Source organism: Desulfobaculum xiamenense (genome assembly GCF_011927665.1).
Taxonomy (GTDB): domain Bacteria; phylum Desulfobacterota; class Desulfovibrionia; order Desulfovibrionales; family Desulfovibrionaceae; genus Desulfobaculum; species Desulfobaculum xiamenense.
In genome coordinates this window covers 15882-42188 of sequence record NZ_JAATJA010000002.1, presented here as the reverse complement: position 1 = coordinate 42188, position 26307 = coordinate 15882, and the positions used below count along the sequence as shown (strand labels likewise).

Here is a 26307-nt window from a genome sequence, read left to right as displayed (position 1 = left end):
CATGCAGCCACAGGAAAAACTCGTCTTCAAGCCGTCCGAGGTGCTCGTCGACAGGCCCACGCACTACTGCCCGGGCTGCCAGCACGGCACCGCGCACCGCATCGTCGCCGAATGTCTCGAAGAGCTGGGCCTCGCCGAGAATGCCGTGTGCATCGGTTCCATCGGCTGCTCCGTCTTCATCTACAACTATCTGAAGGTTGACGCCGTCGAGGCGCCCCATGGCCGCGCCCCGGCGGTGGCCACCGGCGCCAAGCGCGCGCGTCCCGACAAGTTCGTCTTCGCCTATCAGGGCGACGGCGACCTCGCCTCCATCGGCCTTGCCGAGATCATGCACGCCGCCAACCGCGGCGAGCGGATCTCCATCATCTTCGTGAACAACACGGTCTATGGTATGACCGGTGGTCAGATGGCCCCGACCACCATGATCGGACAGGCAACTACCACCTGCCCCGCCGGACGCTGCGAGGACAAGGAAGGCATGCCCATGAAGATGGCCGAAATCATCTCCCAGCTCGGCGGCACCGCCTACTGCGCGCGCGTCGCCGTCAACAACGTGGGCAACATCGCCAAGGCCAAGAAGGCAGTGAAGAAGGCCTTCGAGGTTCAGCTGAACGGTCAGGGCTTCGGCTTCGTCGAATTCCTCGCCACCTGCCCCACCAACTGGAAGATGACCCCCATCGATGCCAACAAGCGCATCGAGGAGGAAATGATCCCCTACTTCCCGCTGGGCGTGTTCAAGGACCGCACGGCGGAAGAGGAATAAGGAGGCCGCTATGCTGTATCAGGACGTCATCATGGCGGGTTTCGGCGGGCAGGGAGTCATGCTTATCGGAAACCTGCTCGCCTACGCGGGCATGCATCAGGGCTTCAACGTGACCTATATTCCGGTCTACGGCCCTGAAATGCGCGGCGGCACGGCCAACTGCACCGTCGTCGTATCCGAGGAGGAAATCGGCTCGCCCATCATTCGCACGCCGAAAAGCCTCATCCTCATGAACCGCCCGTCGCTCGACAAGTTCCAGTCCCGTCTCGCCGACGGCGGCATTGAGATCGTCAACTCGTCGCTCATCGACGCCGAGCTGGTGGAGACCGGACGCATCCGCTCCATCCTCGTGCCCTGCAACGAGATCGCCGACCAGATCGGCAGCACCCGCATGGCCAACATGGTCGCCCTCGGCGCATACGTGCAGGCCACGGGCATCATGTCGGTCAAGGCCGTGCAGGACGCACTGCCGAGCGTCATCTCCAAGAGCTACGCGAAGCTCATTCCCAAGAACGCCGAGGCCCTGCAGGCCGGAGCGGACGTCGCCGCCAAGGCCATGGCCTAGCGGACGCACCCTTCACGGGATGCTCAAAGGGAGGGTGCCAAAGCGCCCTCCCTTTTTTTATCGTAGAGGCTGGCCGTATCGTTTACGGCCATATGCGAGTCGTATCGTTCATGGCCGCATGCAAGCCGTAGGCTCCGCCGGCCAAGGGGCCGCTGGCCCCCTGGACCCCCGATTTGCGATGACCGTGGGTGCCCATGGCTGGGCGTGCGGCTTTGCGTGACAACGTCCTAGTGAGGATTCTCAAGGGAATCATTCCCTTGAGCGGGGTCCGGGGCAGCGCCCCGGCCGCCGGAGGCCATTCTTCGCCATGCGTCGCGTGGCGAAGGCAAATCTCGGGAACCCAGCAACCACGCTGGCTGATAGGCAGTTGACCGCGCGTGCGCGCGGCCTGCGCAGGAGGGATGATGGAGACGAATTCGACGGCGCCCGAGAAGGCGGTGCATGGCATCATCGGCTGGCCGCTTGGGCACACCATGAGTCCGGTTTTGCACAACTGGGCCTTCGAGTCCATGGGGATTCCCGCGGTGTACAAGGCCTATCCGCTTCCGCCGGAGGATCTTGAATTCTTCATGGCGCACGTGCGGGAAGCGCCCCTTGCCGGGCTATCGGTGACCATTCCGCACAAGCTGGCGGTGAAGCCGTATCTGGACGGCTTTTCGGATGGCGTGCTGGCCGTCGGCGCGGTGAACACGGTGTACTGGGACGGCAAGCGACTCATGGGCGAGAATACGGACCTGTTCGGCTTCGTGTCTCCGCTGCGCAAGCTGCCGGTGCGTGTGGAATCCGCACTGGTGTTCGGCGCGGGCGGCGCTGCGCGGGCGGTGGTGGCCGGGCTGTTGCAGCTTGGCGTGCCGGATATCATCATCACCAACCGCAACGCGGACAAGGCCATGGAATTGGCCAACGAATTCCATGTCTCTGCGGCGGACTGGGACGAGCGGCACCGGATCGACGCCGAGCTTCTGGTCAACGCCACGCCGCTTGGCATGAGTGGTGACGGCGTGGGGCTATCTCCCCTGCCGGAGGGCATGCGCCTGTCGTCGCGCCAGATCGCCTACGACATTGTGTATAACCCCCTGCGCACGGTATTTCTGGAACAGGCCGCCGCGCGGGGCTGCCACGTCATCGACGGCCTCGATATGTTCGTGCATCAGGCCGTGGAACAGTTCCGCCTGTGGACGGGCAAGACCTTCGATATCGACGCGGCGCGGCGGCTTCTGGCCGCGCGGCTAAGTGCCTGATGTTTCCCGTGGAACGGTGGGCATCGTCGGGCGCTGGCAAGGCTGGTGCGGCGATTGCCCTTCCTCGGCAAACCGGATAGGTTCCCCATCCATGAATATGTCTGCAAACGGAGCGGGAATGAGCGTGGATTCCAACGGAAGCATGGTGCAGGTGCGGCGCGTGTCGCACAATTTTGGCACCCATTGGGCACTGAAGGACGTGAGCCTGTCCCTTGAGAAGGGCGGCTTCCTGTTTCTGACGGGCCCTTCCGGCGCGGGAAAGACCACCCTGCTTCGTTTGCTGTATGGGTCGCTGCCGCTGGTGCGCGGCGCGGCCGAAGTCGCCGGGTTCGACCTCAAGACCCTCAAGCCGAGACAGGTGCCGCACCTGCGGCGACAGGTCAGCGTCGTGTTTCAGGATTTCAAGATTCTGCCGGATAGGACCGTGGCGGAAAACGTCGCCCTGCCCCTTGAGGTGCGCGGCGAACGCCAAAGCGTCATCGTCCGGCGCGTCAACGCGGTGTTGCGCAGCCTGAACCTGTCCAACAGAGGTCAGAGCTTGTGCGGTAGCCTTTCCGGCGGCGAGCAGCAGCGCGTGGCCATCGCCCGCGCCATCGTCGTCAATCCCAAGCTGCTTTTGGCCGACGAGCCGACAGGAAACCTCGATCTGGACCTCGCCCTGCACCTCATGGACGTGTTCAAGCAGTTCAACACGTTCGGCACCACCATCATCCTCGCCACCCACAACCGCGAGATCGTGCGCTCTGTGCCCGCCGCCCGGCGGCTGGAACTGGCCGACGGGCAGGTCGTGGGAAGCTGGGAGCCGCGCGGCGCTTCGCGTGACTGCGGCGGATCGTTGCAGGACCAGGCGTGCGGAGGCGGCGAATGATCGGCGTCATTCTGCGACTCGTCCTGCGTGGCCTTCGCGATACGCTGCGCCATCCGCTCTCCCGGCTGCTCACTCTCGCCGCCGTGACCCTCGCCGCCTTTCTCGGGGCGCTGTTCCTGCTCGTGGTGGACAACCTCGACCGCGAACTTCTCGACGTGAAGGGGCGCTTTGCCTTTCAGGTCTACTGGGAGGCCGGGGCGGACATGAACGGGGTGCGCACAGCGTGGGCTGGCCTGCAGTCCCTGCCGCATCTCGTGTCGTGGCAGACCTTCACCCCGGACGAGGCCCTCAAGGACCTCTCCCGCACGTTGTCCGGCGTGGGCGGACTCGACCGCCTCGGTTCCGGAAATCCCCTGCCCCCTACGGCGCTTCTGCACTTCTCCCCGCCCGCCGACGAGGCCGACGCCTTTGCGCGCGATATGCTTGCCCGCTTGCAGGCCCTGCCCGGCGTGGCCGATGTGCACTACGACGCCCTTCAGATAGAACTTGCCCGGTCATGGGCCGTCTTTTCCCGCAGCGTGCTGTGGCCCGTCGTGGCCCTGCTTGCCCTCGCCGTCGCCTTGCTCGTGGGCAATACCATGAAGCTTTCCATGCTTGCTCGGCGTGACGAGGTCGCCATTTTGCACCTCGTCGGCGCGGCGCGCTGGTATATCCGGCTCCCCCTCGTGGCCGGGGGCGCGCTCATCGGCCTTGTGGCCGGAAGCCTCGCCCTCGCGTTCCTGCGCGGTGCGCAGGTCGCCCTCGCGCGCTTCTGCGCCGCTGCGCCCCTCTCCATCGACATCACCTTTCTCCCCGCCGAGCAGTGCGTGGCCGTCGTCGCTGCGCTGACCCTTGTTTGCATGTTCAGCGGCTGGGTCGCCGTTCGCGAATAGTTGGCTCGGGCACGCGTTGGCGCGATTGGCCGCTGCGCGGGCGAAGCCTCCGGCGGCCGGGCTCTGCCCGGACCCGGTCAAGGGTGTGACACCCTTGACAATCCCCACTAGGGCTTCGTCGCACAAAGCCGTACGGCTCGCCAAGGGCAGCCACGCCCATCGCATGTCGGGGGTCCAGGGGGCCAGCGGCCCCTTGGCCGGCGGAGCCTACGTCTCGCATGCGGCTTCGAACGATACGGCAGGCCACAGCCCAGTGCCCAGCCCACAGCACCGCGCCCTGCGCCACGTACGAAGGTGCTTGCGATGCGGGCGCAAGATGTCTAGGCTCCTGGTTACGCAACCAATCTGTTTCACGCATGGAGAAGGATACCGCATATGCGAAGCAAGAAGATGACCGAGGGGCTGGAGAAGGCTCCGCACCGTTCGCTGCTGCACGCGCTGGGGCTGACGCGCGAGGAGATGTCGCGCCCGCTGGTGGGCGTGGTGAATTCCGCCAATGAGGTCGTTCCCGGACACATCCATCTGGACCGCATCGCCGAGGCGGTGAAGGCCGGAGTGCGCATGGCCGGGGGTACGCCCATGGAGTTTCCGGTAATCGGCGTGTGCGACGGTCTGGCGATGAATCACGAGGGCATGCGCTATTCGCTGCCGTCGCGCGAGATCATCGCGGATTCCATCGAGATCATGGCCAGTGCGCATCCGTTTGACGCGCTGGTGCTCATTCCCAACTGCGACAAGATCGTGCCTGCCATGCTCATGGCGGCGCTGCGGTTGAACATTCCGGCGATTCTCGTGTCGGGCGGGCCGATGATGGCCGGTCCGGACGGGACGGACCTCATCAGCGTGTTCGAAGGGGTCGGACGCGCCAAGCGGGGCGAGATTACCGAGGAGGAGCTTTCGCGGCTGGAGGAATGCGCGTGTCCGGGCTGCGGCTCGTGCGCGGGCATGTTCACGGCCAATTCCATGAATTGCCTGTCCGAGACCATCGGCCTTGCCCTGCCCGGCAACGGCACCATCCCGGCCGTGACGGCGGAGCGCATCCGGCTGGCCAAGACGGCGGGCATGCGGGTGATGGACCTCGTGAAGCGCAACCTGCGCCCGCGCGACATCGTTACCGAGATGGCCGTGGCCAACGCGGTGACGCTGGACATGGCGCTTGGCTGCTCCACGAATACGGTGCTGCATCTGCCCGCGGTGTTCGCGGAGGCGGAACTGGATCTCGATCTTTCGATTTTCGACGAGGTGAGCCGCCGTACGCCGAACCTGTGCAAGCTGTCCCCTGCCGGACCGCACCATGTCGAGGATTTGCACCGCGCTGGTGGCATCCCGGCCGTGATGGCCGAGCTGGACCGCAAGGGGCTTATCAACCGCGACGCCATGACCGTCACCGGGCACACGGTGGGCGAGAATTTGGACGAATTGAAGGCGGCCGTGCGCGATCACGAGGTCATCCGCAGCGTGGACGAGCCGTACGCCGCACAGGGTGGCATCGCCATCTTGCGTGGCAATCTGGCCCCGGAGGGCGCGGTGGTGAAGCAGTCCGCCGTTGCGCCGGAGATGATGAAGCGCTCCGGCCCGGCGAGAGTGTTCGATTCCGAGGAGGCCGCCAACGAGGCCATTCTTGGCGGACGCATTGCCGCTGGCGACATCATCGTCATCCGCTACGAGGGTCCGCGCGGCGGGCCCGGCATGCGCGAGATGCTCTCCCCCACCGCCAACATCAACGGCATGGGGCTTGGGCATAGCGTCGCGCTGGTGACGGACGGACGCTTCTCCGGCGGCACGCGCGGCGCGGCCATCGGCCATGTCTCGCCCGAGGCCGCAGATGGCGGCACCATCGCGCTGGTTCGCGAGGGCGATACCATTGCCCTCGACATCCCCGCCCGCAGCATGGAGCTGCTGGTGGACGAGGCGGAACTGGACAGGCGCCGCGCCGAGCTGCGTCATCCGGAGAAGACGGTGACCTCGCCGGTGCTCCGGCGCTATAGCCGCCTGGTCACCTCCGCCGCCAGCGGCGGGGTGTACCGCAAGAATATCTAGGCTGCCCACGGGGCTGCACAGGGACCGCCGGTCCGCCAGAAGGCGGGCCGGCGGTCTTCTCGAACGGCTGCGCGGCAGGTGTGCATTGCGCTTGCGCAGTGGTTGTCATAGATATGCAGTGGTTGGGTTGGATCAGCGTGTAGCGGCCGAGTGGTGAAAGGAGCGCTTCGGACATGTCCACGAGATGGGACGGCGAATCGGTAGCCAGATACGAGGAGTGGTTCGAGACGCGCGAGGGGGCGTTTGCCTTCACGCAGGAGCGTCGTCTGCTCGAACGTCTGGTGTCCGCGTGGCCCCGGCGTGGGCAGCGCCTGCTCGATATAGGGTGCGGTCCGGGCATGTTCCTCAAGGCGCTGTGGGAGACGGGCTTCGACGTCAGCGGGCTGGACAGCAGCCCCGACATGCTGGGAGCCGCCCGACGCAGGCTGGGGCCGCACGCGTCCTACCACATCGGTCAGGCCGATCATCTGCCCTTCGACGAGAACGAATTCGAGTTCGCCGTGCTCATGACCGTGCTGGAGTTCTGCGACGATCCGGAGGCCGTGTTGCGTGAGGCCGCGCGGGTGGCCCGGCACGGACTCATCATTGGTTTCCTCAACCGCTGGAGCCTATATTGGTGGGCCGTGGGCCGCGCGGGGGCCAAGTCGCCCGAGGCCGGGCGGCTGGCGGCGGCGCACTGGTTCAGTCCGCTGGACATCCGGCGCATGGTGGGCCGCGCCATTGGTCTTCGCGTGGAGGAAGGCGCATCCGTGCTGCCGGGGCCGGTGTGGACATGGCGCGGCGACAGGCCGTGGGGCCTGTGTAATCGTCTGGTCTATCCCTTCGAGCTCGGTGCCTACTGCGCCGTGCGCATCGATTTATCCGGCGGCAAACCGCTGACCCCGCTTATGGCCTTCAGTGCCCGCCCGTGCGGAACGGGATGATTCGATTGCCATTCCAATCCGTGAGGGATGCAATACTGCATGGCGGGGACATGTCGCAGGCGGCGGCTTTGCGTGCTTTTGACATTTGCCCATCAATGGACTAACTCCTACCGGCTTAGCCCGCGTGCATCATCGGACGCGCGCGCTCCCCACGAAATCCTGAACGCATCGACGTCAAAGCAATGAGCAACATTCAGAAAATCAAAGGCGTTGCCGACCTCTTTCCGCCCGAGAGCGACAAGTTCGCCTTCATGGAACGTACCGCACGCGAGGTCTTCTCGCGCTACGGCTACAACGAGGTGCGCATCCCGATCATGGAGAAGACCGAGCTGTTCGCCCGGTCCATCGGCGAGGAGACGGACGTGGTCCAGAAGGAAATGTACACCTTCCCGGATCGCAAGGGCCGCTCCCTGACCCTGCGTCCCGAGGCCACTGCCGGTCTCATGCGCGCGTTCATCGAGAACAAGCTCTACGCGGCGCAGAACGTGTCCAAGCTGTTCACCTTCGGCCCCATGTTCCGCTACGAGCGGCCGCAGAAGGGCCGCATGCGCCAGTTCCATCAGCTGGACGTGGAGATGATCGGCGCCAACGAGCCGCAGGCCGATGCCGAACTGCTGCTCATGCTCTACACCTACCTGCGCGGTCTGGGCCTGCGCCAGCTGAGCTTCGAGATCAACTCCCTCGGCTGCCGCAACTGCCGTCCCGGCCATCGTCAGGCTCTGGTGGACTTCTTCGCCGGGTTGAACCGCGACGAGCTGTGCGATGACTGTCGTCGCCGCGTGGACACCAACCCGTTGCGCGTTCTGGACTGCAAGGTCGAGCGCTGCCGCGAGCTGACCGCCAACGCTCCCAAGATCACCGACCACCTTTGCGATGACTGCCGCACCTCTTTCGAGGTGATTCTCGGCATTCTTGACGCCATGAAGGTGGAATACGTCCACAATCCGCGTCTGGTGCGCGGTCTGGACTACTACGTGGGCCTGACCTTCGAGGTCACTTCCACGGATATCGGCGCGCAGACGGCCGTCGCTGGTGGTGGCCGTTACGACGGACTCATCTCCCAGTTGGGCGGTCCGGACGTACCCGCCACGGGTTTCGCCATTGGCATGGAGCGTCTCGCCCTGCTGCTTGGCGACCTCGAACACCCCGGTGTGGACTTCTACGTGGCCGTGCTGGACGATTCCTGCGCCACTCCGGCCCTGTCCCTCGCACAGGAGCTGCGCTCCGCCGGGCTGACCGGCGAGGCCGCTTTCGGTGCGGGCAGCCTCAAGAGCCGCCTGCGGGCGGCTAACAAGGTTGGCGCGCGCTGGTGCCTGCTCATGGGCGGGAACGAGCTTGCCGCCGGAGAGGTGACGGTGAAGGATCTCGCTGGCGGCGAGCAGGAGCGCGTGGCGCTCAGCTCCGTGCGCGAGTACATCGAATCCCGGAAGTAGTCCGGGCGACGGAAGCTTTCACGCCGCCGACGGTTCGGCGGATGTTTTTTCACGATAAGAGGGAAAGGAAATCTCCAATGCAAGAGACATCTGACATCCAGATGGAGCATCAGAAATACCTCGAGCCGCTGGACGGCTGGGTCCGTACGCACACCTGCTGCGAGCTGACCGCCGCCAACGTCGGCGAGGACGTGCTGCTCATGGGCTGGGCGCAGTTCCGCCGCGACCACGGCGGGCTCATCTTCATCGACCTGCGTGACCGCGAAGGCCTGACGCAGGTTGTGTTCTCCCCCGACGAAAGCCCCGAGGCCCACGAGAGCGCGCACATCCTGCGCACCGAGTACGTGCTGGCCATCAAGGGCCGCGTGCGTCCCCGTCCCGAGGGTATGGCCAATCCGAACCTCCACACCGGCGAGATCGAGGTGGTGGTGACGGGGTGGAAGCTCCTCAATACCTGCCGCACCACGCCCTTCGCCATTGAGGACCGCGTGGACGCCACCGAGAATCTGCGGCTCAAGTACCGCTACCTCGACCTGCGCCGTCCGAAGCTGGCCCGGAACTTCATCGTGCGCCACAAGGCCGCGCAGAACGTGCGCCGTTACCTCGACGGCCTCGGCTTCCTTGAGGTCGAGACGCCCATCCTGACCAAGAGCACCCCCGAGGGCGCGCGCGACTTCCTCGTGCCCAGCCGCGTGAATCAGGGTCAGTTCTACGCCCTGCCCCAGTCGCCCCAGCTGTTCAAGCAGCTTCTGATGGTGGCTGGCATGGACCGCTATTTCCAGATCGTGCGCTGCTTCCGCGATGAGGACCTGCGCGCCGATCGTCAGCCCGAATTCACCCAGATCGACTGCGAGATGAGCTTCGTCGATCAGGAGCAGGTGATGGAGATGGGCGAGGGCCTTGCCCGCGGCATGTTCCGCGAGGTGCTCGGCGTCGAGCTGCCCAATCCCTTCCCCCGCATGACCTACGCCGAGGCCATGGACCGTTACGGCGTGGACAAGCCGGACACCCGCTTCGAGTTGCTGCTCACCGACGTCACCGACGTGGTGGCCAACTCCGAGTTCAAGCTCTTCGCCTCCGCCGAGCTGATCAAGGCCCTGCCCGTGAAGGGCGGCGCGACCATGAGCCGCAAGGAGATCGACGAGCACACCGAGTTCGTGAAGATCTACGGCGCCAAGGGTCTCGCGTGGATCAAGATCAAGGAAGACGAGTGGCAGTCCCCCATCGCCAAGTTCCTCTCCGAGGAGGAGCGTGCTGGCCTGACTGAGCGTCTGGGCCTCGAAGTGGGCGACATCGTGTTTTTCCAGGCCGGCCCCGCCGACATGGTCAACGCGGCCCTCGGCAACCTGCGCCTGCGCATCGGCGAACAGCTCGGCCTCATCGACGAGGATCGCATCAACGCCCTGTGGGTCACGGACTTCCCGCTTCTGGAGTACGACGCCGAGGAGAAGCGCTGGGTGGCCCTGCACCATCCCTTCACCGCTCCGCATCCCGAGGATGTGGCCCTGCTGGAGACCGATCCCGGCAAGGTGCGCTCCAACGCCTACGACATGGTCATCAACGGCTATGAGGTGGGCGGCGGTTCCATCCGCATCCACAACCGCGAGGTCCAGCAGAGCATGTTCAAGACGCTCGGCATCAGCGCCGAGGACGCCCGCAGCAAGTTCGGCTTCCTGCTCGACGCACTGGAATTCGGTGCGCCGCCGCACGGAGGTATTGCCTTCGGCCTCGACAGACTTATCATGATCCTGACGGGCGCGAAGTCCATCAGGGAGGTCATTGCCTTCCCGAAGACGCAGAAAGGCTCCTGCCTCATGACCGAGGCTCCCAGCAGCGTCGCCAATGCCCAGCTCCGCGAGCTCGGCATCCGGCTGCGCGAGAATCCCACGACCTAGCCGGTTTCCGCCCCCGCCGTCGCCATGCGGCGGCGGGGGCTTCGCCCACAGGGCGGCTCGGCACCCCGGGTATCAGCACATGAAAAGAGAAATACTCGCCTATCCCGATCCGGTTCTGGCCCAGAAGGCCGCCGAGATCACCGAAGTCACTCCGGAGCTGCGACAGCTCGTCGAGGACATGGTCGAGACCATGTACGAGGACGACGGCATCGGGCTTGCCGCGCCGCAGGTGGGCGAAAGCATCCGCCTCGTGGTGATCGACATCACCGGACCCAAGCTGCGCGAAGACCTGCGCGTTCTGGTCAACCCGGTCATCACCTCCCGTGAGGGCGAGGTGGAGTCCGAGGAAGGCTGCCTGAGCGTCATCGGCCTGCGCGCCAAGATCACGCGCTCCGAGAAGGTTACCGTGGACGCCACGGACCTCGACGGAAATCCCGTGCATATCGACGCCGACGGCCTGCTGGCCATCTGCCTCCAGCACGAGATCGACCACCTCGACGGCGTCCTGTTCATTGATTACGTGAGCCGCCTCAAGCGCTCCCTCTACGACAAAAAAGTGCGAAAATGGGTCAAACAGAAACAGCGCCGCTCCGAGTAGTGTTTATGGGAACCCCCGAGTTCGCTCGGGTGGTTCTCGAAGCTCTTGCCGGATTTGATGGCTGCGAGATCGTGGCCGTCTACACCCAGCCCGACCGCCCCTGCGGTCGCGGTCAGGTCTGCAAGCCTTCCGAGGTCAAGGTCTTCGCCCTTGAAAAGGGTTGGGAGATCCGCCAGCCTCTCAATTTCCGCAACGAGGACACCGTGGCCGAACTGGCCGCCCTGCGTCCGGACCTGCTGGTTGTGGCCGCCTACGGTCTCATCCTGCCGCAGTCCGTGCTGGACATCGCGCCGAACGGCGCCATCAACGTCCACTCCTCGCTGCTTCCCAAGTACCGCGGCGCAGCGCCCATCCAGCGCGCCATCCTGAGCGGCGACGACTTCACGGGCGTGACCATCATGCAGATGGACAAGGGCATGGACACCGGAGACATTCTCCTCGCCCGCGCCACCTACATCGACATGAACGACACCGCCGAGACCCTGCACGACGACCTTGCCGCCCTTGGCGGCCGTCTCATCGTGGAGGCCCTCGAACGCCTGCGCGATGGGCGTCTGTTGCGCGTGAAGCAGGACGAATCCAAGGCCACCTACGCCGCCAAGCTCGAAAAGAGCGAAGGCGAGCTGGACTGGACGCGCCCTGCGCAGGAGGTGCACAACCGCGCCCGCGCCATGCATCCGTGGCCCGGTGCCTACTTCTTCTGGAACCCCGATGGCCGCACCGAGCCGCTGCGGCTGACCGTGGTTCCCGGCGAGATCGGCCCCGAACTGCCCGAGGAGAACCGCCCCGCGCCCGGCACCATCGTCGGCGAGATGGACGGCCACCTCGCCATCGCCTGCGCGGATCGCTACTACCTCGTGCCTTCGGTGAAGCCCGCCGGGAAGAAGGCCATGGATGCCGCCGCATTCAGTTGCGGCTACATGAGCCGCTGCCGGGACTAGTTCTTTCCATGGGGGCGGGCGCTTGACATTGCGCACGTCCCCTGATGTTATGCATGACAATTCATGCCCTTGCCGTCATTGCGACGGAGCGAGAACCGGACACCCCATGAGCGACGACAGTAAAAGACTGGCCGAATTCGACGCGCTAGACATCACCGTCCTGCGCGAGCGTAAGCGGCTGTTCATCGGCCTTATCACCCTGGCCTCGGTGCTGGTGTGCGGCCTGCTGTTCCTTCTGTGGTATGTGCCCTACATCGGGCTGACCACCATCCATCCGCTGGCGCCATGGTTGCTTGGCGCGGTGGTGGTCCTTGCCGTGTGCGGCGTGGGTTGGGCGGCCCTCGGGCTGGTGCTCAACATCCTCGTCGGCCGTAGCCTGCCCGGAGCGCGTCGCCTGCACGGGCTGACCATCAAGCTCTTCCTGCCGCTCATGGTGCTGCTCGGCAAGGCGCTCGGCATCTCCAAGCGCCGCGTGCGCTCCTCGTTCATCAAGGTCAACAACGAGCTTGTGTTGCACGAGGCCGGGCGCTACGAGGCGCGGGACATTTTGCTCCTTCTGCCCCACTGCCTCCAGAACAGCCGCTGCGAGATGCGCCTGACCTACGACATCAACAACTGCAAGCGCTGCGGCAAGTGCCCCATCAAGGCGCTCCTCGAACTTTCCGAGCATTACGGCGTGAATATGGCCATTGCCACCGGCGGAACCATCGCCCGACGCATCGTGGTCCAGACGCGTCCGAAGCTCATTCTGGCCGTGGCCTGCGAAAGAGACCTTGCCAGCGGCATCCAGGACACGTATCCCATTCCCACGTACGGAGTCATGAACGAGCGACCCCACGGTCCGTGTCTGGATACGCAGGTATCCACGGAACTGGTCGAGAAGGCGCTCAGGCGTTTCCTTGCAACACCTCCCGAACCAGCCGTCTCGCATCGGCCCATCAAGGCCCACGCGCAGGCGGGAATCTGAAACCACCGACATGAACAGGAAAAGATCCAAATACCGACCACAGTTGCCGCCGGCTCGACTGGCGGCCATCGAAGCTCTTGCCTCCTGCCTCGATAGAGGCGTGGACATTCAGGCCGCCCTCGATGCGGCACTCACCCCCACAGATGACGGCGACGTACCCGACCAACGGGATGCCGCGCTGGCTACCGAGCTGGCCTACGGCTATCTCCGCTTGCGTCTGCGGCTCGACTACGTCCTGAACGAGCACCTCAAGGCGCCGCACAAGCTGCCGCGCGCCATGCGGCTCGCGCTTGGCGTTGCCGCCTTCGAGATCCTCTATCTCGACCGCGTGCCCGAGTACGCCTCCGTGGATTGGTGCGTCCACCACATCAAGTCCGACATTAGCTCCCGCCTGTCCGGCGTGGCCAACGCCGTGCTGCGCTCCGTCGCACGCCTCGGTGCCGAGGCCAATCGTCACGACTACTACAGGCAGGACAAGCCGGACCGGGACGAATTTCTTTCGCGCTACTACTCCTGTCCCGTGTGGATGGTGAAGCTGTGGCGCAAGGCCTATGGCGAACGCAAGACCGTTGCGCTGCTTCATGCCTCCACGCAGGCTCCGCCGCTCGGGCTGCGCTTCGACTTCTCCCGCCCCGGCGCGCGAGAGGCCCATCGCCAGCTCCTGCTCGACGAGTCCTGCAAGGCGTCCACGGCAACCGGCGTCGCTCTTGCGGCCTCCACCCCCATCAGCATGGCCGCCGAACGTGACGGCTTCGCCGTGCGTCAGAGCCTTGCCGGGCAGGAAGCCCTGCTCGCCCTCGGCGCCGAGAACTGGGGACGCCCCCTGTGGGATGCCTGTTGCGGACGCGGGGGCAAGACGCTCCTCCTGCACGGCCTCGGCGGCGGGCCTATCACCGCCAGCGACATGAACGCCGAACGCCTGCGTGGGCTTTCCGCCCTGCTCGCCCAGCGTGGCATCACCGAGGATGTGGCCGTGGTTCGCGCGCGTGCTGACGAGCCTGCACCCTTCCAGTGGACGTTCCCGGTCATCCTCCTCGATGCGCCGTGCTCCGGCCTTGGCGTGCTTTCCCGTCGTCCTGACGCCAAGTATCGCCGCACCCGCAAGGACGTTACCGAACTCGCCGCTCTTCAGGCCCGGATTCTCGATAACGCATGGCGCGCCCTCGAACCCGGCGGATTGCTCGCCTACGTTACCTGCACCATGACCCCGCAGGAAAACGAGCAGCAGATCGACGCCTTCGTCCAGCGCACAAGCGATGCTTCCATCGAGACCACATGGCGGACTCCCGAGGACACCCCTCTGCGTGAATTCTTCTACGGAGCCGCTCTGCGAAAGGCTTAGTCCCCGCTGCGCGCTTTTGTGATTTCGTACGACCATGACGCCCGGCCCCGCTTCCGCGAGGCCGGGCGTTGTCGCATGGGCCTGGCGTATCGTTCGTCGATGGGTGCAAGACGTAGGCTCCGCCGGCCAAGGGAGCGCGGCTCCCTTGGAACCCCGATTTGCGATAACCGTGGGTGCCCTTGGCGAGCCGCGCGGCTTTGCGCGACGAAGCCCTAGTGAGGATTGTCAAGGAAATCATTTCCTTGACCGGGGTCCGGGGCAGAGCCCCGGCCGCCGGAGGCCTCTCTTCTCCTCTCGCCCCACGCGAGTGGCGAGTGCCGCGCGACGGTTGCAAGGCTTGGCGCGGCACGGTAGTGAATGTGGCCCGGCCTTGTGTCCGGGTGGAGGGTTCATGGCTGACATACGTGAATACATTGATGCGCTGAAGGATTCCAGACAACTGGGGCATCTGGTGGTGCATCACGAGAAGCTTTCCGGCCGCGAGGCAGAGGTGGCGCAGTGCCGCCGTCCTCTTCCGGTGACGGTGGAACGCCTTTTGTCGTGGCGCGGCATCGACGGACTGTATTCGCATCAGGCGCGGGCCATGGACATTCTGCGCAGCGGCCGCAGCGTGGTGGTGGCGACGCCCACCGCCAGCGGCAAGACGCTCATCTACAACCTCCCGGTGATCGAACAGATTCTGATGAACCCGGACAGCCGGGCGCTCTATCTTTTCCCGCTCAAGGCGCTGGCGCAGGACCAGCTTCGGGGCTTCAACGAGCTTGTTGCCCCGTGGCCGGACGCCAACCGCCCCGAGGCGCGCATCTACGATGGCGATACCTCGCAGTGGTTCCGCAAGAAGATTCGGGAGAATCCGCCGCATGTGCTGATGACGAATCCGGAGATGTTGCACCTGTCCATGCTCCCCTACCACGAGCAGTGGTCGGCGTTTTGGGCGGGGCTGACGCACGTGGTGGTGGACGAGGTCCATACCTATCGCGGGGTTCTGGGCTCGCACATGGCGCAGGTGTTTCGCAGGCTACGGCGGGTGTGCGCCCGCTATGGCGCATCGCCGAACTTCGCATTTTTGTCCGCAACGGTGGGCAACCCGGCGCAACTGGCGCACGATCTGACAGGCGTGGACGCACAGGCCATTACCGAATCCGGAGCGCCACAGGGGACGCGGCATTTCCTGTTCATCAATCCGGCGCTGACCATGGCCGAAAGCCCGTCGCAGGTGGCCATTCAATTGCTGAAGGCCGCGCTGGCACGTGGATTGAGAACGATCGTCTACTGCCAGTCCCGCAAGATGACGGAGCTCATCTCCATGTGGGCGGCGGAGCGCTCCGGGCCGTACCGCGAGCGCATAAGCGCCTACCGCGCGGGATTCCTGCCCGAGGAACGCCGCGACATCGAGGCGCGCATGGCTTCCGGCGAGCTACTGGCCGTGGTGTCCACGAGCGCGTTGGAACTGGGCATCGACATTGGCAGCCTCGATCTGTGCATCCTGGTGGGCTATCCGGGTACGGTGATGAGCACCTTGCAGCGCGGCGGCCGTGTGGGGCGCGCGCGACAGGAGTCCGCCGTGGCGCTGGTGGCCGGAGAGGACCAGCTGGATCAGTATTTCATGAAGAATCCGCAGGATTTCTTCGTTAGACCGCCTGAATGCGCGGTGCTTAATCCCGTGAATCCGGTCATCGTGGAAAAGCATCTGGTGTGCGCGGCGGCGGAGCTGACCCTGTCGGCGGACGAACCGTGGCTTCGCGAGCCGGGCATGCCCGAGCAGGTGGCGCGGCTGGAACGCGAGGGGCGGCTTTTGCGCAGCGCCGACGGGCGCGACATCCATTCCTCGCGCAAGCGTCCGCATCGCGAGGTGAGCCTTCGGGGATCAAGCCGGACATTCTCCATTGTCACCGGCAGCGACCGGTTGGACGACGAGAACGGCGAGGGCGAGACGAGCGTGGGCGACGTGGACGAGCATCGCGCCTACACCGAGACCTATCCCGGTGCCGTGTACCTGCATCGCGGGCGGACCTACGTGGTGGAGGACCTCGACATCGCGGCAGGCGTGGTGCGTGCGCGGCCCGCGCGGGTGGACTACTACACCCGCGTGCGAAGCGAGAAATCCACACAGATTCTGGAGATCACGGGCGTTCGCGCGGCGTATGGCTGCCGGGTCTTCCGGGGGCGGCTCAAGGTCACGCAACGGATTCAGGGTTACGAGAAGCGACGCATCCGGGGCGGCAAGCTCATGACCGTGGTCCCGCTGGACCTGCCGGAGTTGACGTTTGAGACCGACGGCCTGTGGATCGAGGTTCCACGTGAAATACAGCGTCGGGCGGAGGACGAATTTCTGCACTTCATGGGCGGTATCCATGCCGTGGAGCACGCGGCCATCGGCATCCTGCCCCTGCTGGTCATGACAGACCGCAACGACCTTGGCGGCATCTCCATCCCCTACCACGAGCAGGTGGGCTGCGCGGCGGTGTTCATTTACGACGGCATGCCTGGTGGCGTGGGGCTGACCAGTCAGGCCTTCGAGACAGCAGAGGAACTCATTGACCGCACCCTCACCGTCATCGAGACCTGCGAGTGCGAACTGGGCTGCCCGTCCTGCGTACACTCGCCCAAGTGTGGCTCCGGCAATCGCCCCATCGACAAGGGTGCGGCCCTCTACCTGCTGCGCGCCATCAAGGCCGCGCCGAGGCCGAAGGATCTGACGCCGCCCGAACTGCCTGTTGCGAGGGAGAATTCGACAGGGAATAGCCCTGATACGATTCGTAATACGAACCGTATCGAGGTCGCGGGCGAGGGAGCGGCTGTTGGCGTAGAAAGAAGTTCTGCCGCCGGGCGAGGCATTGCGGATGTGGAACGCTTCGCCGTGCTCGACCTCGAAACCCAGCTTTCGGCGCAGGAGGTTGGCGGCTGGGGCAATGCCCGGCGGATGCGCGTATCGTGCGTGTGCGTGTACGATTCCGCCACGGACGCCACGCGGGCCTATCTGGAGGCGGACATCCCCGCGCTGATCGATGATTTGCGCGCAGTGCCGCTGGTGGTGGGCTTCAATATTCGGCGTTTCGACTACGAGGTGCTGTCCGGGTATTCGGATTTCGATTTCCGGTCCCTGCCCACTGTGGATATGCTGGAACACGTGCATCGCAGGCTGGGCTACCGCCTGTCCCTCGACCATCTGGCTCGCGCCACCCTTGGTGCGCAGAAATCAGCCGACGGCCTGAAGGCTCTCGAATGGTGGAAGCAGGGCCGCATCGACGACATCATTGCCTACTGCACGCAGGACGTGGCTGTGACCCGTGACCTCTACGCCTTCGGTCGCGACAACGGCTATCTTCTCTTCACCAACAAGGCCGGAAACGCGGTGCGTCTGCCCGTGGATTGGAACGAATTGCCCGGCTGATCCTCTCTTCTTTTCTTCCCTTCGCAGACAGGGGGACACCCCTGCCCTGCCGCTGGCGAGTGCCGAGCGGATTCGCTGGCGTCCGACATGTAATCGTCCGCGAAAATGCCTGTGGCGCGGGAATTTTCATCATTTCCTTAATATATAGGCGAGTGTTTGCGTCGCGCGCGGGGGGGGCTTGCACGGGCGGGCGGACCTGTGGGGCGGATGGAGCCGATGGGAGTGGGCGGGACCGGTCAGCCCACGTTGGCCGAGGCCAGCAGTGCCGACGCCGCGTCGCGCTCCAGCGGGCAGGAGAAGAAGAATCCCTGCACGTATTCGCAGTCCAGACCGCGTAGCGCGTTGATCTGGTCCGACTCCTCCACTCCCTCGGCGATGACGTCCAATCCGAGGGTCCGGGCCAGTACGAGTACGGCGCGCACGATTTCCGTGTTTTGCGTGCCGGAGCACATGTCGGCGATGAAGGAGCGGTCCACCTTGAGGGTGTCCACCGGGAAGCGCTGGAGGTAGGCCAGGGAGGAATAGCCGGTGCCGAAGTCGTCGATGGAGAGCTGGATTCCCAGCGCCTTGAGCCGTCGCAGCATGACCAGTGCGCTTTCGGCATTTTCCATGACTGCGCTTTCGGTGATTTCGAGCTTCAGGCTGGAGGGGACGATGCCCGTTTCCTCGATGATGCAGGTGATCTGGTCCACGAGGCTCGGCTGGGCGAACTGCTTGCTTGAGATGTTCACGGACATGACGAGATCATTTCGGTGCGGGTAGGCTTTCTGCCATGCGGCCATGGTGGCGCATGCCTCGCGAAGCACCCAGAGGCCGAGGTCGATGATGTCGCCGGTGAGTTCCGCCGAGGGGATGAATTCGCCGGGGCCGACGATGCCGCGCACGGGATGCCGCCAGCGGCACAGGGCCTCGAACCCGATGACGTGGCCGCTACGCAGGGAAATGATGGGCTGGTAGAGCACGAAGAATTCGCGATTGTCGATGCCGCGCCGCAGGTCGTTTTCGAGGTGGAGCATGGCCACGGCCTGTTCGCGCATGCGTTCGGTGAACACCTTGATGCGGTTGTGGCGCGATTCCTTGGCCCGGTGCAGCGCGATGTTGGCGTTTTGGAGCAGCTCCTCGGGTTCGGAGTAGTCCGTGGGGCTGAGCACCACGCCGCAGCTCACGCTCAGGCGGACTTCCTTGTCACCCACGGCCAGCGGCCGGGCCAGTGCCTCGCGCACGCGGCGCACGGCGCTGATGGCTTCGCGCGGGGACTCCAATTCGTCCAGCAGGAGGATGAATTCATCGCCGCCGAAGCGCGACACGGTGTCGAGGCTGCGGACGCAGTGCAGAAGGCGCATGGCCGCCTCGCGCAGGACGGCGTCGCCGAAGGCGTGGCCGAGGCTGTCGTTTATGACCTTGAAGCGGTTGATGTCGAGGAAGACCACGGCGAAGTAGTAGTCCTCGCGGCGTTTGGCGCGTTCGAGCACCTGCCGCATGCGGTCGAGGCACAGCTCGCGGTTGGGCAGGCCGGTCAGCAGGTCGTGCAGGGCCTCGTAGCCCAGGCGGAGCTCAAGGGCCTTGCGGTCGGTGATGTCGCGCATGCTGCATCGTACGCCCATGGGCGTGCCGTCGTCGTCGGCCACGGCGCGGCAGACCACGGAGAGCCAACGCATGCGGCCGTCCTTGCGGAAGATGCGGAAATCGAGGGAATCCGAGCCGGTCTCGTGGCGGCATTCCATGTAGCTGCGCCACAGGGGCAGGTCGTCGCGGTGGATGAGCGATTCGACGAAGGCCGGGTCGTCGATGAAGATATCCGGCGTGAAGCCGGTGATGCGTTCGCAGGACGGGGAGACGTAGAGCAGACGCCCCTGCGGTGAGGCCCAGGTTTCGAGGTCGTGCGCGGAATCGGAGACCATGCGGTAGCGCGCCTCGGAACGGCGCAACGCGTCCTCCATGCGCTTTCGTTCGATGGACAGGGCCACCTGTCCGGAAATGGCTGAGAGGATGGTGAGGTCGCGCTCGGAGAAATGTTCGGGGTCCTCGTAGTCCTGCACGACCATTGCCCCCGTGATGCGCCCTTCCACCATGAGCGGGACGCCGAGCCACTGGGCGCACATGGTGCCGATGACGCCGGAAATGCCGTCGCGAAGGCCCACGCCCTGCTCGTCCACGTCGTTTCGACGCACGATGAGCGGACGGCCGCTGCGGATGACGTCGAGGGTGAGGCTTTTCGTCTCGGGATCGCTGATGTTGCCGATTTCGTAGTAGGTGTCGCGCTCGTCGGCGAAGTACGGAAAGGAGAGCCGGTCACGTTCGGCGTCCACGAGGGCGATGTAAAAATTCGGGGTGTCGATGTACTCCAGCAGGATGGCGTGGATGGCCGGGAACAGCTCGCCGAGGTCGCCGGACATGTTCACGGCGTTGGCGATGCGGTAGAGGATGGCGATGTTGCGCTCCTGCCGGGCGGATTCGCTGCGCGTGCGCAGACGTTCGGTCACGTCCTCCATCACGCCCACCAGCCGCATGCCGTCCTCGCCATCGTCGTGGCGCATGACCTCCGCGTCGAGCCAGTGGCAGGTGCCGTCGGCGGCATTGCAGCGTAGCAGGCCCCGCCATGGCCGCCCGGAGTGGAGCGTGCGCATCATGCGCCGTCGTTCCACCTGCGTGAGGGTGTTGTCCGCGGCGTATTCGAAGATGCTCTGGCCGGTCACGTCCTCGCGTGGCAGGCCCAGCGCGCCGAAGAACGCGGCATTGGCATATTCGATGAGGCCGTCGGCGTCCGTCGCCACCACCAGCGCGGGACAGCGCTCCACGACGCTTGGCAGCCATTCCGGCATGTTGGGGGTGACGGTTTCGTTGCGGATGAGATTGCGCAGGGCGGCGAGTTCGCGCCGTAGAGATTCATTCTGCTGTCGAAGGCGTTGCAGCTCCGTCAGCTCTGCGGCAATGCTGGGGGGCATCAGCTCTGGCGAGTTTTCTGTTTCCATTGCGTGTGTGCCGTATGAAAGGTGTGAGGAGGGACTGCACCTCTATACGACAAATGTGCCGTCTAATGCAATGAATTTCGCATGTTGCGCATTTTGCGATTAAGGAGTGCGTCTGGTGGTGTCAAAAAAGAGACGGGCGGAGGTATGATACCCCCGCCCGTCGGCATATGCAGTGATTGCGCGCGGGTTAGCCGCACTTGGTGTAGCCGCAGCCCGGGCATAGGAAGCAGCCTTCCTGGAAGGCGAGCTCCTGACCGCATTCCGGGCAGCAGGGCGCGCCGAGATCCTGCGGGGCGGCGGCCACGGGCAGGTCTCCGCCGAGGTAGCGCTGTTCCAGCACCCACGCGATGGCGTCGGGGATGGACATGATCATGCCCTTCTTGCGGAACACGGGGTGCTCGCCCCCGATGCCCTTGAGCTGCTGCACGACGGCGCGCACGGAAATGCCCGAGCGCAGTGCCAGCGACACCAGCCGTCCGATGGCCTCGGCCTTGGCGGTGATGGACCGGCCGGACTTGCCGATGGTGGCGAAGACCTCGAAGGGCTTGCCATCCACTTCGTTGATGGTCAGGTACATGGCCCCGAGACCGGTGTCGATCTTCTGGGTGAAGCCGTAGACCACGTCCGGGCGCTGGCGGACCTTCTGATCCGCGGCGGCGGCCTTGGCCGCTTCGCCTTCGCCGGTGTAGAGCACCTGCACGGCCTTGCAGCCGTCGCGGTAGACGGTCACGCCCTTGCAGCCCTGCTCGTAGGCCATCCAGTAGATGTCGTGGATGTCCTTCTTGGTGGCGGAGTTCGGCAGGTTCACGGTCTTGGACACGGCGTTGTCCGTGTATTTCTGGAAGGCGGCCTGCATGCGCAGGTGCCATTCGGGGGCGATGTCCATGGCCGTGACGAACACCCTGCGAATTTCGGCGGGCAGATGGTCCATCTTCGCGATGGAGCCTTTGCGCGTGATGTCCTTCATCAGGTTTTCGGACCACGCGCCAGCGTCGCGAAGGGCCTTCTCGAAGTGAGGATTGACCTCGGTGAGCTTGGCTCCGTCCATGACGTGGCGGGTGAACGACAGTGCGAACAGCGGCTCAATGCCCGAGGAGCATCCGGCGATGATGGACAGCGTGCCCGTGGGGGCAACGGTCGTCGTCGTGGCGTTGCGGTAGGGGCCGAGATTCTGCTCGCCGAAGACCGATTCCGCGTAGGCCGGGAACGGGGAGCGCTCCGCAGCCAGTGCCTTGGACGCGCTACGCGCCTGCTCGCGCACGAATTTTATGACGCGCTCGGCGAGGATCAGGGCCTCCTGACTGTCGTAGGGAATGCGCAACTGGAAGAGCAGGTCCGCAAAGCCCATGACGCCAAGGCCGATCTTGCGGTTGGTGCGCACCTTCTCCGTGATTTCGGGCAGGGGGTAGCGCGAGGCGTCGATGACGTTGTCGAGAAAGCGCACGGACATGTGCACCACACGCTTCAGCTCGTCCCAGTCGATTTCCGGCTCGTCGCCCTCGCGGACCATGAGTCCGAGGTTGATGGAGCCGAGGTTGCACGCCTCATAGGGCAGAAGCGGCTGCTCGCCGCAGGGGTTGGTGCTCTCCATGTCGCCCTGCGCCGGGGTGGGGTTGTCCCTGTTGATGCGGTCGAGGAAGATGATGCCGGGGTCGCCGGACTCCCACGCCTTGCACACCAGCCGGTTGAACACGTCGCGCGCCTTGAGGGTGCCGGTCACGTCGCCGGTATGCGGGGCCACCAGCTCGTAGTCCTCGTTCTTTTCCACCGCTTTCATGAAGCGTTCGGTGAGGGCCACGGACAGGTTGAAGTTGTTCAGTTCTCCGTCGCGTTCCTTGGCGGCGATGAATTCCATGATGTCCGGATGGTCGATGCGCAGGATGCCCATGTTCGCGCCGCGGCGGGTGCCGCCCTGCTTCACCTGCTCCGTGGCGGTGTTGAAGATGCGCAGGAACGACAGCGGGCCGGAGGCCACGCCGCCGGTGGAGCCGACCATGGCGTCCTTCTGCCGCAGGCGCGAGAAGGAAAAGCCCGTGCCGCCGCCGGACTTGTGGATGAGCGCCGCGTTTTTCACGGACTCGAAGATTTCCTCCATGGAATCGCCCACGGGCAGCACGAAGCACGCGGCCAACTGGCCAAGGCGCGTTCCGGCGTTCATGAGCGTGGGGGAATTGGGGAGGAAGCGGTACGAGGTCATGAGTTCGTAGAACTCGTTGGCCAGCGTGGCGACGTCGGCGTACGGGGATTTCTCGTACTTGGCCTCCTCGGCCGCGATGACCGAGGCGACGCGCCAGAACATCTGTTCGGCGTTCTCGCGGGGCAGGCCCTCTTCGTCCTTCTGGAAGTAGCGCTTCTCCAGGACGACGTGGGCATTCTCATTGACGACAACGGGCTTTAGATCGTCCGGCATGGAAGGAATATTCATGTGGATTCGCTCGGCAACAGTTTGAAATTTCGATGGAAAGGTCGATAGGGAACGGGACCGGGGAAATGTCCATGACTGGGGAACCTACACCAGCGTCGGCGACAAATAAACCCCTGCCCGGACGACGACGCCTTGCTCCATTCGGAATGCCTTGGCATTCATGGCAAAATTTCCCTGCCGCTATGTCTCCGGTCAGGCGGAAGCCGCCGGGGGGCAAAATCAGAACGAACCGTTGGAATCGTCGGAGGGCTTGCGCTTCGCGGCCTTTCGGCCCTTGCGCAGACTTGGCGCGCCGATTTCCATGTCCCGCAGGTGGATGTTCAGGGCCTGCACGGAGATGTGAATTTCGCGAAGCGACCACACGAGGGACAGCATGAGCAGTAGGAGGCTTGCGCCGAAGAGCGCCCGGCCAAGCGGCTCCTGCCCCGCGAAGAGCACCAGCATGCACGCCACGCACAGAAACAGGCTGAAGACGCCCATGGCCTGCATGTTGCGGATGAGGATGACACGCTTTCGCAGGCTGTCGATCTGTTCGCGCAGGTGCTCTCCGCCGCTTTCGGCGTAGGTGTCGTGCAACTGGCGGATGCGCGCGCCGAGCGCGAGGAAGCGGTTGGTGTAGGCCAGGAGCAGGAGCGAGATGGCCGGGAACAGGAGCGCCGGGGTGGTGACGGTTATCTGCATGGCGGCTCCCCGGTTGCGGGGTGGGTGCCGGATGCGGCATCGGGCCGCATTGCGAAGGTTCGTTTGTAGAGGGCCGTGATTTCCCCGCTGCACAGCAGGTCGAGGTTTGCCCTGATTGTCTCGTCGTCCCAGTTCCACCATGCGATTTCAAGGAGCATGCGTCTTTTCTCCTCGTCGAAGCGGTGGCGGATGAGGCAGGCCGGGTTGCCGCCGACGATGGCGTAGGGTTCCACATTTTTGGTGACGACGGCGCGCGAACCCACGACAGCGCCGTCCCCGATGTGCACGCCGGGCATGATGATGGCCTCGGTGCCGATCCAGACATCGTTGCCGATGACGGTGTCGCCGCTGGGTTTCCATCCGTCGCGGGCTTCGGCGAGGTCCGGCATGTAGTGGAACGGAAACGTGGCAGCCCAGTCGAGGCGGTGTCCCTGATTGCCTGCCATGATGAAGCTGGCGCCGGAGCCGATGGAGCAGAAGCTGCCAATGATCAGCCTATCCACGTCGTCGCGGGTGGGATGCAGGTAGCGGGCGCATTCCTCGAAGCCGTGGCCGTGATAGTAGCCGGAATAGTAGCTGCGCCGACCGACGGTGATGTTTTTGTGCTTCAGGCGGGGCAGGATTTCCTGCCCTTCGAAGGGACTGTCGAATTCGTTGGTCAAGATGTTCTCCACAGGATCAGTCCGGGCGCGGGCCGTCCACGCCGGGGCGCAGTTGGCACTTCACGCGGATGTTGCGCCCCGTGGTCACGGAGCCGTCCACCATGTTGAAGGATTCGGCCTCGGTGATCTCGGGTTCGTCGTCGGCTACGCCAACGCCCTGCGCGCGCAGGTGCTCCAGCAGGGCGCTTCGCGCATCGGCCTTGGCCTGATCGAGATTGTAGGTGCGCGGAACTTCGCGGTTTACGTCGAGGCACGGGATGTACATGCGCCCCTTTTGGGTGTCGGCGAAGAGTTCCACGTCGAGCGTGGTGCGGGTGAGTGCCGCGCCGATGGCGTTGGCCACCGGGTAGTGCCGGGGCAGGCGCACCTCGTAGCCAAGCGCCGCGCCAAGCAGCTCGCGCAGGGCCTCGGCCGGTCCGCCCATGGCGTAGGCGCGTCCGGGGTGGATGCTCTTGCCTTTGAGCAGCTCATAGATGGTGTACACGGGCTTTTCGTTGATGGCGTCTACCATGTCGTTCACGGCGTGGGCGATGCGCTCCACCGCGTAGGCCATGGCCTTGCGGGCGAGGCGCTCCGGCTGCATGTCCCGCTGGCGGGCGAGGCGCTCGATGCCCTCGCGCGACGCCGCGACGTCCCCATAGGCGCAGATGCCCAGCATGTTCAGGGCGTCGGTGAGGGTGGGCGTGCCGTTGTCGCGCGGGCGCACGGCCAGCGCCGGGCCCTGCCGGTCCGGCCCCACGGTCACCGCGTCGGAGGAGACATGCAGTGCGCTGTCGCCGCCGATGCCGATGGAGGTGACACGAAGCGCCTGCACCAACGTGGGGTAGGAGCCGACGGTCATGCCTTCGGTCTCGATGATGGGCGCACCGTCGGCGAAGACGGCGATGTCCGTGGTGGTGCCGCCGATGTCGAGGATGACGGCGTCCTCGCGCACGTCGCACAGGGACACGATGCCCATTACGCTGGCCGCCGGACCGGAGAGGATGGACTCCACCGGCTTCTCGCGGGATACCCCAAGGGGCATGGTGCCGCCGTCGGCCTTGAGGATGTTGATTTCGGCGTTCAGCCCGAAGTCTCTGGCGCTCTCCTCCACGGCCCACGCGAAGTCGTTGTACACGCGCCACACGGCGCTGTTGAAGTAGGCGGTGGCGATGCGCCGGGGAAAATTGAGGATGCCGGAAAGGGTGTGGCCCATGGTCACGCAGTCCGCCTGTCCGGATTGTGTGAGGGCCTGCGCCATGCGGCGTTCGTGCTCGGGATTGCGGGTGGAGAACTTGCCGACCACGGCGTAGGCGCGGACTCCGGCCTTGGCGCAGGCGGCCACGGCCTCGTCCAGCGCGGCCTCGTCCAGCGGGGTGATCTGCGTGCCGCGATGGTCCACGGAGCCGGGCAGCGGATAGTAGTGCGCGCCGGTGCGGTAGTATTCGGGATCAAGGCCCGGACCCGCCGCCAGCAGCACGCCCACGTCCTCGATCTTGCCCTCCACGATGGCGTTGGTGGACAGGGTGGTGGACAGATTGACCCGTCGCACCTGCGAGGAGTCCACGTCCGCGAGCACGCTTTCCATAGCCGTGCGGATGGTCTTGAGCAGATTGTCGTGGTCCGTGGGCGTCTTGGTCCAGGCCACGATGCGGGGGCCGTCCACGACCACCGCGTCCGTGTGTGTTCCGCCAACGTCGATACCTAGCAGCATGAGCGTGTCTCCGGGTCGTTATCCGTGTCGTG

The 26307-nt window shown here is 65.0% G+C and carries 19 protein-coding genes; 14 read left to right on the top strand and 5 right to left on the bottom strand.

Features of this window, described 5'->3' with window-relative positions; translation table 11 throughout:
* Nucleotide 1 precedes the first annotated feature (1 nt).
* The 14 genes from GGQ74_RS08125 to GGQ74_RS08060 all read left to right on the top strand — a co-directional run bounded on the left by GGQ74_RS08125 (nt 2) and on the right by GGQ74_RS08060 (nt 17842).
* Nucleotides 2-763, top strand: coding sequence for a thiamine pyrophosphate-dependent enzyme (locus GGQ74_RS08125; protein WP_167941076.1), 762 nt, complete (start codon nt 2-4; stop codon nt 761-763).
* A 10-nt stretch (nt 764-773) separates the two neighbouring features.
* Nucleotides 774-1328 (top strand): 2-oxoacid:ferredoxin oxidoreductase subunit gamma family protein, encoded by a 555-nt coding sequence (locus tag GGQ74_RS08120; protein ID WP_167941075.1) that lies wholly within the window; start codon nt 774-776, stop codon nt 1326-1328.
* Nucleotides 1329-1732: 404 nt separating this feature from the next.
* A complete protein-coding gene (aroE, locus tag GGQ74_RS08115) occupies nt 1733-2569 on the top strand; it encodes a shikimate dehydrogenase (RefSeq protein ID WP_167941074.1) in 837 nt (278 codons plus the stop codon).
* Between the two features lie 142 nt (nt 2570-2711).
* Entirely contained in the window at nt 2712-3437 is a 726-nt protein-coding gene (gene ftsE / locus GGQ74_RS08110; RefSeq protein WP_167941943.1) for a cell division ATP-binding protein FtsE, read from the top strand.
* Nucleotides 3434-4309 carry a cell division protein FtsX gene (locus GGQ74_RS08105; RefSeq protein ID WP_167941073.1) on the top strand — a complete coding sequence of 292 codons (876 nt, stop codon included), beginning with the start codon at nt 3434-3436 and terminating at the stop codon, nt 4307-4309. Before ftsE ends, GGQ74_RS08105 begins: the two co-directional genes overlap by 4 nt.
* A 375-nt stretch (nt 4310-4684) precedes the next feature.
* Nucleotides 4685-6349, top strand: a complete 1665-nt coding sequence (ilvD, locus tag GGQ74_RS08100; RefSeq protein ID WP_167941072.1) for a dihydroxy-acid dehydratase — start codon at nt 4685-4687, stop codon at nt 6347-6349.
* A 173-nt stretch (nt 6350-6522) separates the two neighbouring features.
* The gene (locus GGQ74_RS08095; protein ID WP_167941071.1) at nt 6523-7272 is read left to right on the top strand and encodes a class I SAM-dependent methyltransferase; all 750 of its coding nucleotides are present in this window, start codon (nt 6523-6525) and stop codon (nt 7270-7272) included.
* 182 nt (nt 7273-7454) lie between these two features.
* Complete coding sequence (gene hisS / locus GGQ74_RS08090; RefSeq protein WP_167941070.1) at nt 7455-8705, top strand: histidine--tRNA ligase; 1251 nt, start codon at nt 7455-7457, stop codon at nt 8703-8705.
* A 77-nt stretch (nt 8706-8782) separates the two neighbouring features.
* Nucleotides 8783-10600, top strand: a complete 1818-nt coding sequence (gene aspS / locus GGQ74_RS08085; protein WP_245168218.1) for an aspartate--tRNA ligase — start codon at nt 8783-8785, stop codon at nt 10598-10600.
* A gap of 79 nt (nt 10601-10679) precedes the next feature.
* Nucleotides 10680-11198, top strand: a complete 519-nt coding sequence (gene def, locus GGQ74_RS08080) for a peptide deformylase (RefSeq protein ID WP_167941069.1) — start codon at nt 10680-10682, stop codon at nt 11196-11198.
* Entirely contained in the window at nt 11165-12139 is a 975-nt protein-coding gene (gene fmt, locus GGQ74_RS08075; RefSeq protein ID WP_167941068.1) for a methionyl-tRNA formyltransferase, read from the top strand. The genes def and fmt overlap by 34 nt, the downstream gene beginning before the upstream one ends.
* A 106-nt stretch (nt 12140-12245) precedes the next feature.
* A complete protein-coding gene (locus GGQ74_RS08070; RefSeq protein WP_167941067.1) occupies nt 12246-13106 on the top strand; it encodes a DUF116 domain-containing protein in 861 nt (286 codons plus the stop codon).
* Between the two features lie 10 nt (nt 13107-13116).
* Entirely contained in the window at nt 13117-14448 is a 1332-nt protein-coding gene (locus GGQ74_RS08065; protein ID WP_167941066.1) for an RsmB/NOP family class I SAM-dependent RNA methyltransferase, read from the top strand.
* A gap of 391 nt (nt 14449-14839) precedes the next feature.
* The gene (locus tag GGQ74_RS08060; RefSeq protein ID WP_167941065.1) at nt 14840-17842 is read left to right on the top strand and encodes a DEAD/DEAH box helicase; all 3003 of its coding nucleotides are present in this window, start codon (nt 14840-14842) and stop codon (nt 17840-17842) included.
* Between the two features lie 236 nt (nt 17843-18078).
* Here GGQ74_RS08060 and GGQ74_RS08055 read toward each other — a convergent pair whose 3' ends face one another.
* The 5 genes from GGQ74_RS08055 to GGQ74_RS08035 form a co-directional block, all read right to left on the bottom strand.
* Nucleotides 18079-20787: a sensor domain-containing protein gene (locus GGQ74_RS08055; protein ID WP_167941064.1), complete on the bottom strand. Its 2709-nt coding sequence runs from the start codon at nt 20785-20787 to the stop codon at nt 18079-18081.
* A gap of 214 nt (nt 20788-21001) precedes the next feature.
* On the bottom strand, nt 21002-23239 hold the full coding sequence (locus GGQ74_RS08050; RefSeq protein WP_167941063.1) for a vitamin B12-dependent ribonucleotide reductase: 2238 nt from the start codon (nt 23237-23239) through the stop codon (nt 21002-21004).
* 219 nt (nt 23240-23458) lie between these two features.
* Nucleotides 23459-23920 carry a DUF2721 domain-containing protein gene (locus GGQ74_RS08045; protein ID WP_209280137.1) on the bottom strand — a complete coding sequence of 154 codons (462 nt, stop codon included), beginning with the start codon at nt 23918-23920 and terminating at the stop codon, nt 23459-23461.
* Nucleotides 23911-24582 carry a CatB-related O-acetyltransferase gene (locus tag GGQ74_RS08040; RefSeq protein ID WP_167941062.1) on the bottom strand — a complete coding sequence of 224 codons (672 nt, stop codon included), beginning with the start codon at nt 24580-24582 and terminating at the stop codon, nt 23911-23913. The genes GGQ74_RS08045 and GGQ74_RS08040 overlap by 10 nt, the downstream gene beginning before the upstream one ends.
* Before the next feature lie 16 nt (nt 24583-24598).
* Nucleotides 24599-26275, bottom strand: coding sequence for a hydantoinase/oxoprolinase family protein (locus tag GGQ74_RS08035; RefSeq protein WP_167941061.1), 1677 nt, complete (start codon nt 26273-26275; stop codon nt 24599-24601).
* Between the last annotated feature and the right edge of the window lie 32 nt (nt 26276-26307).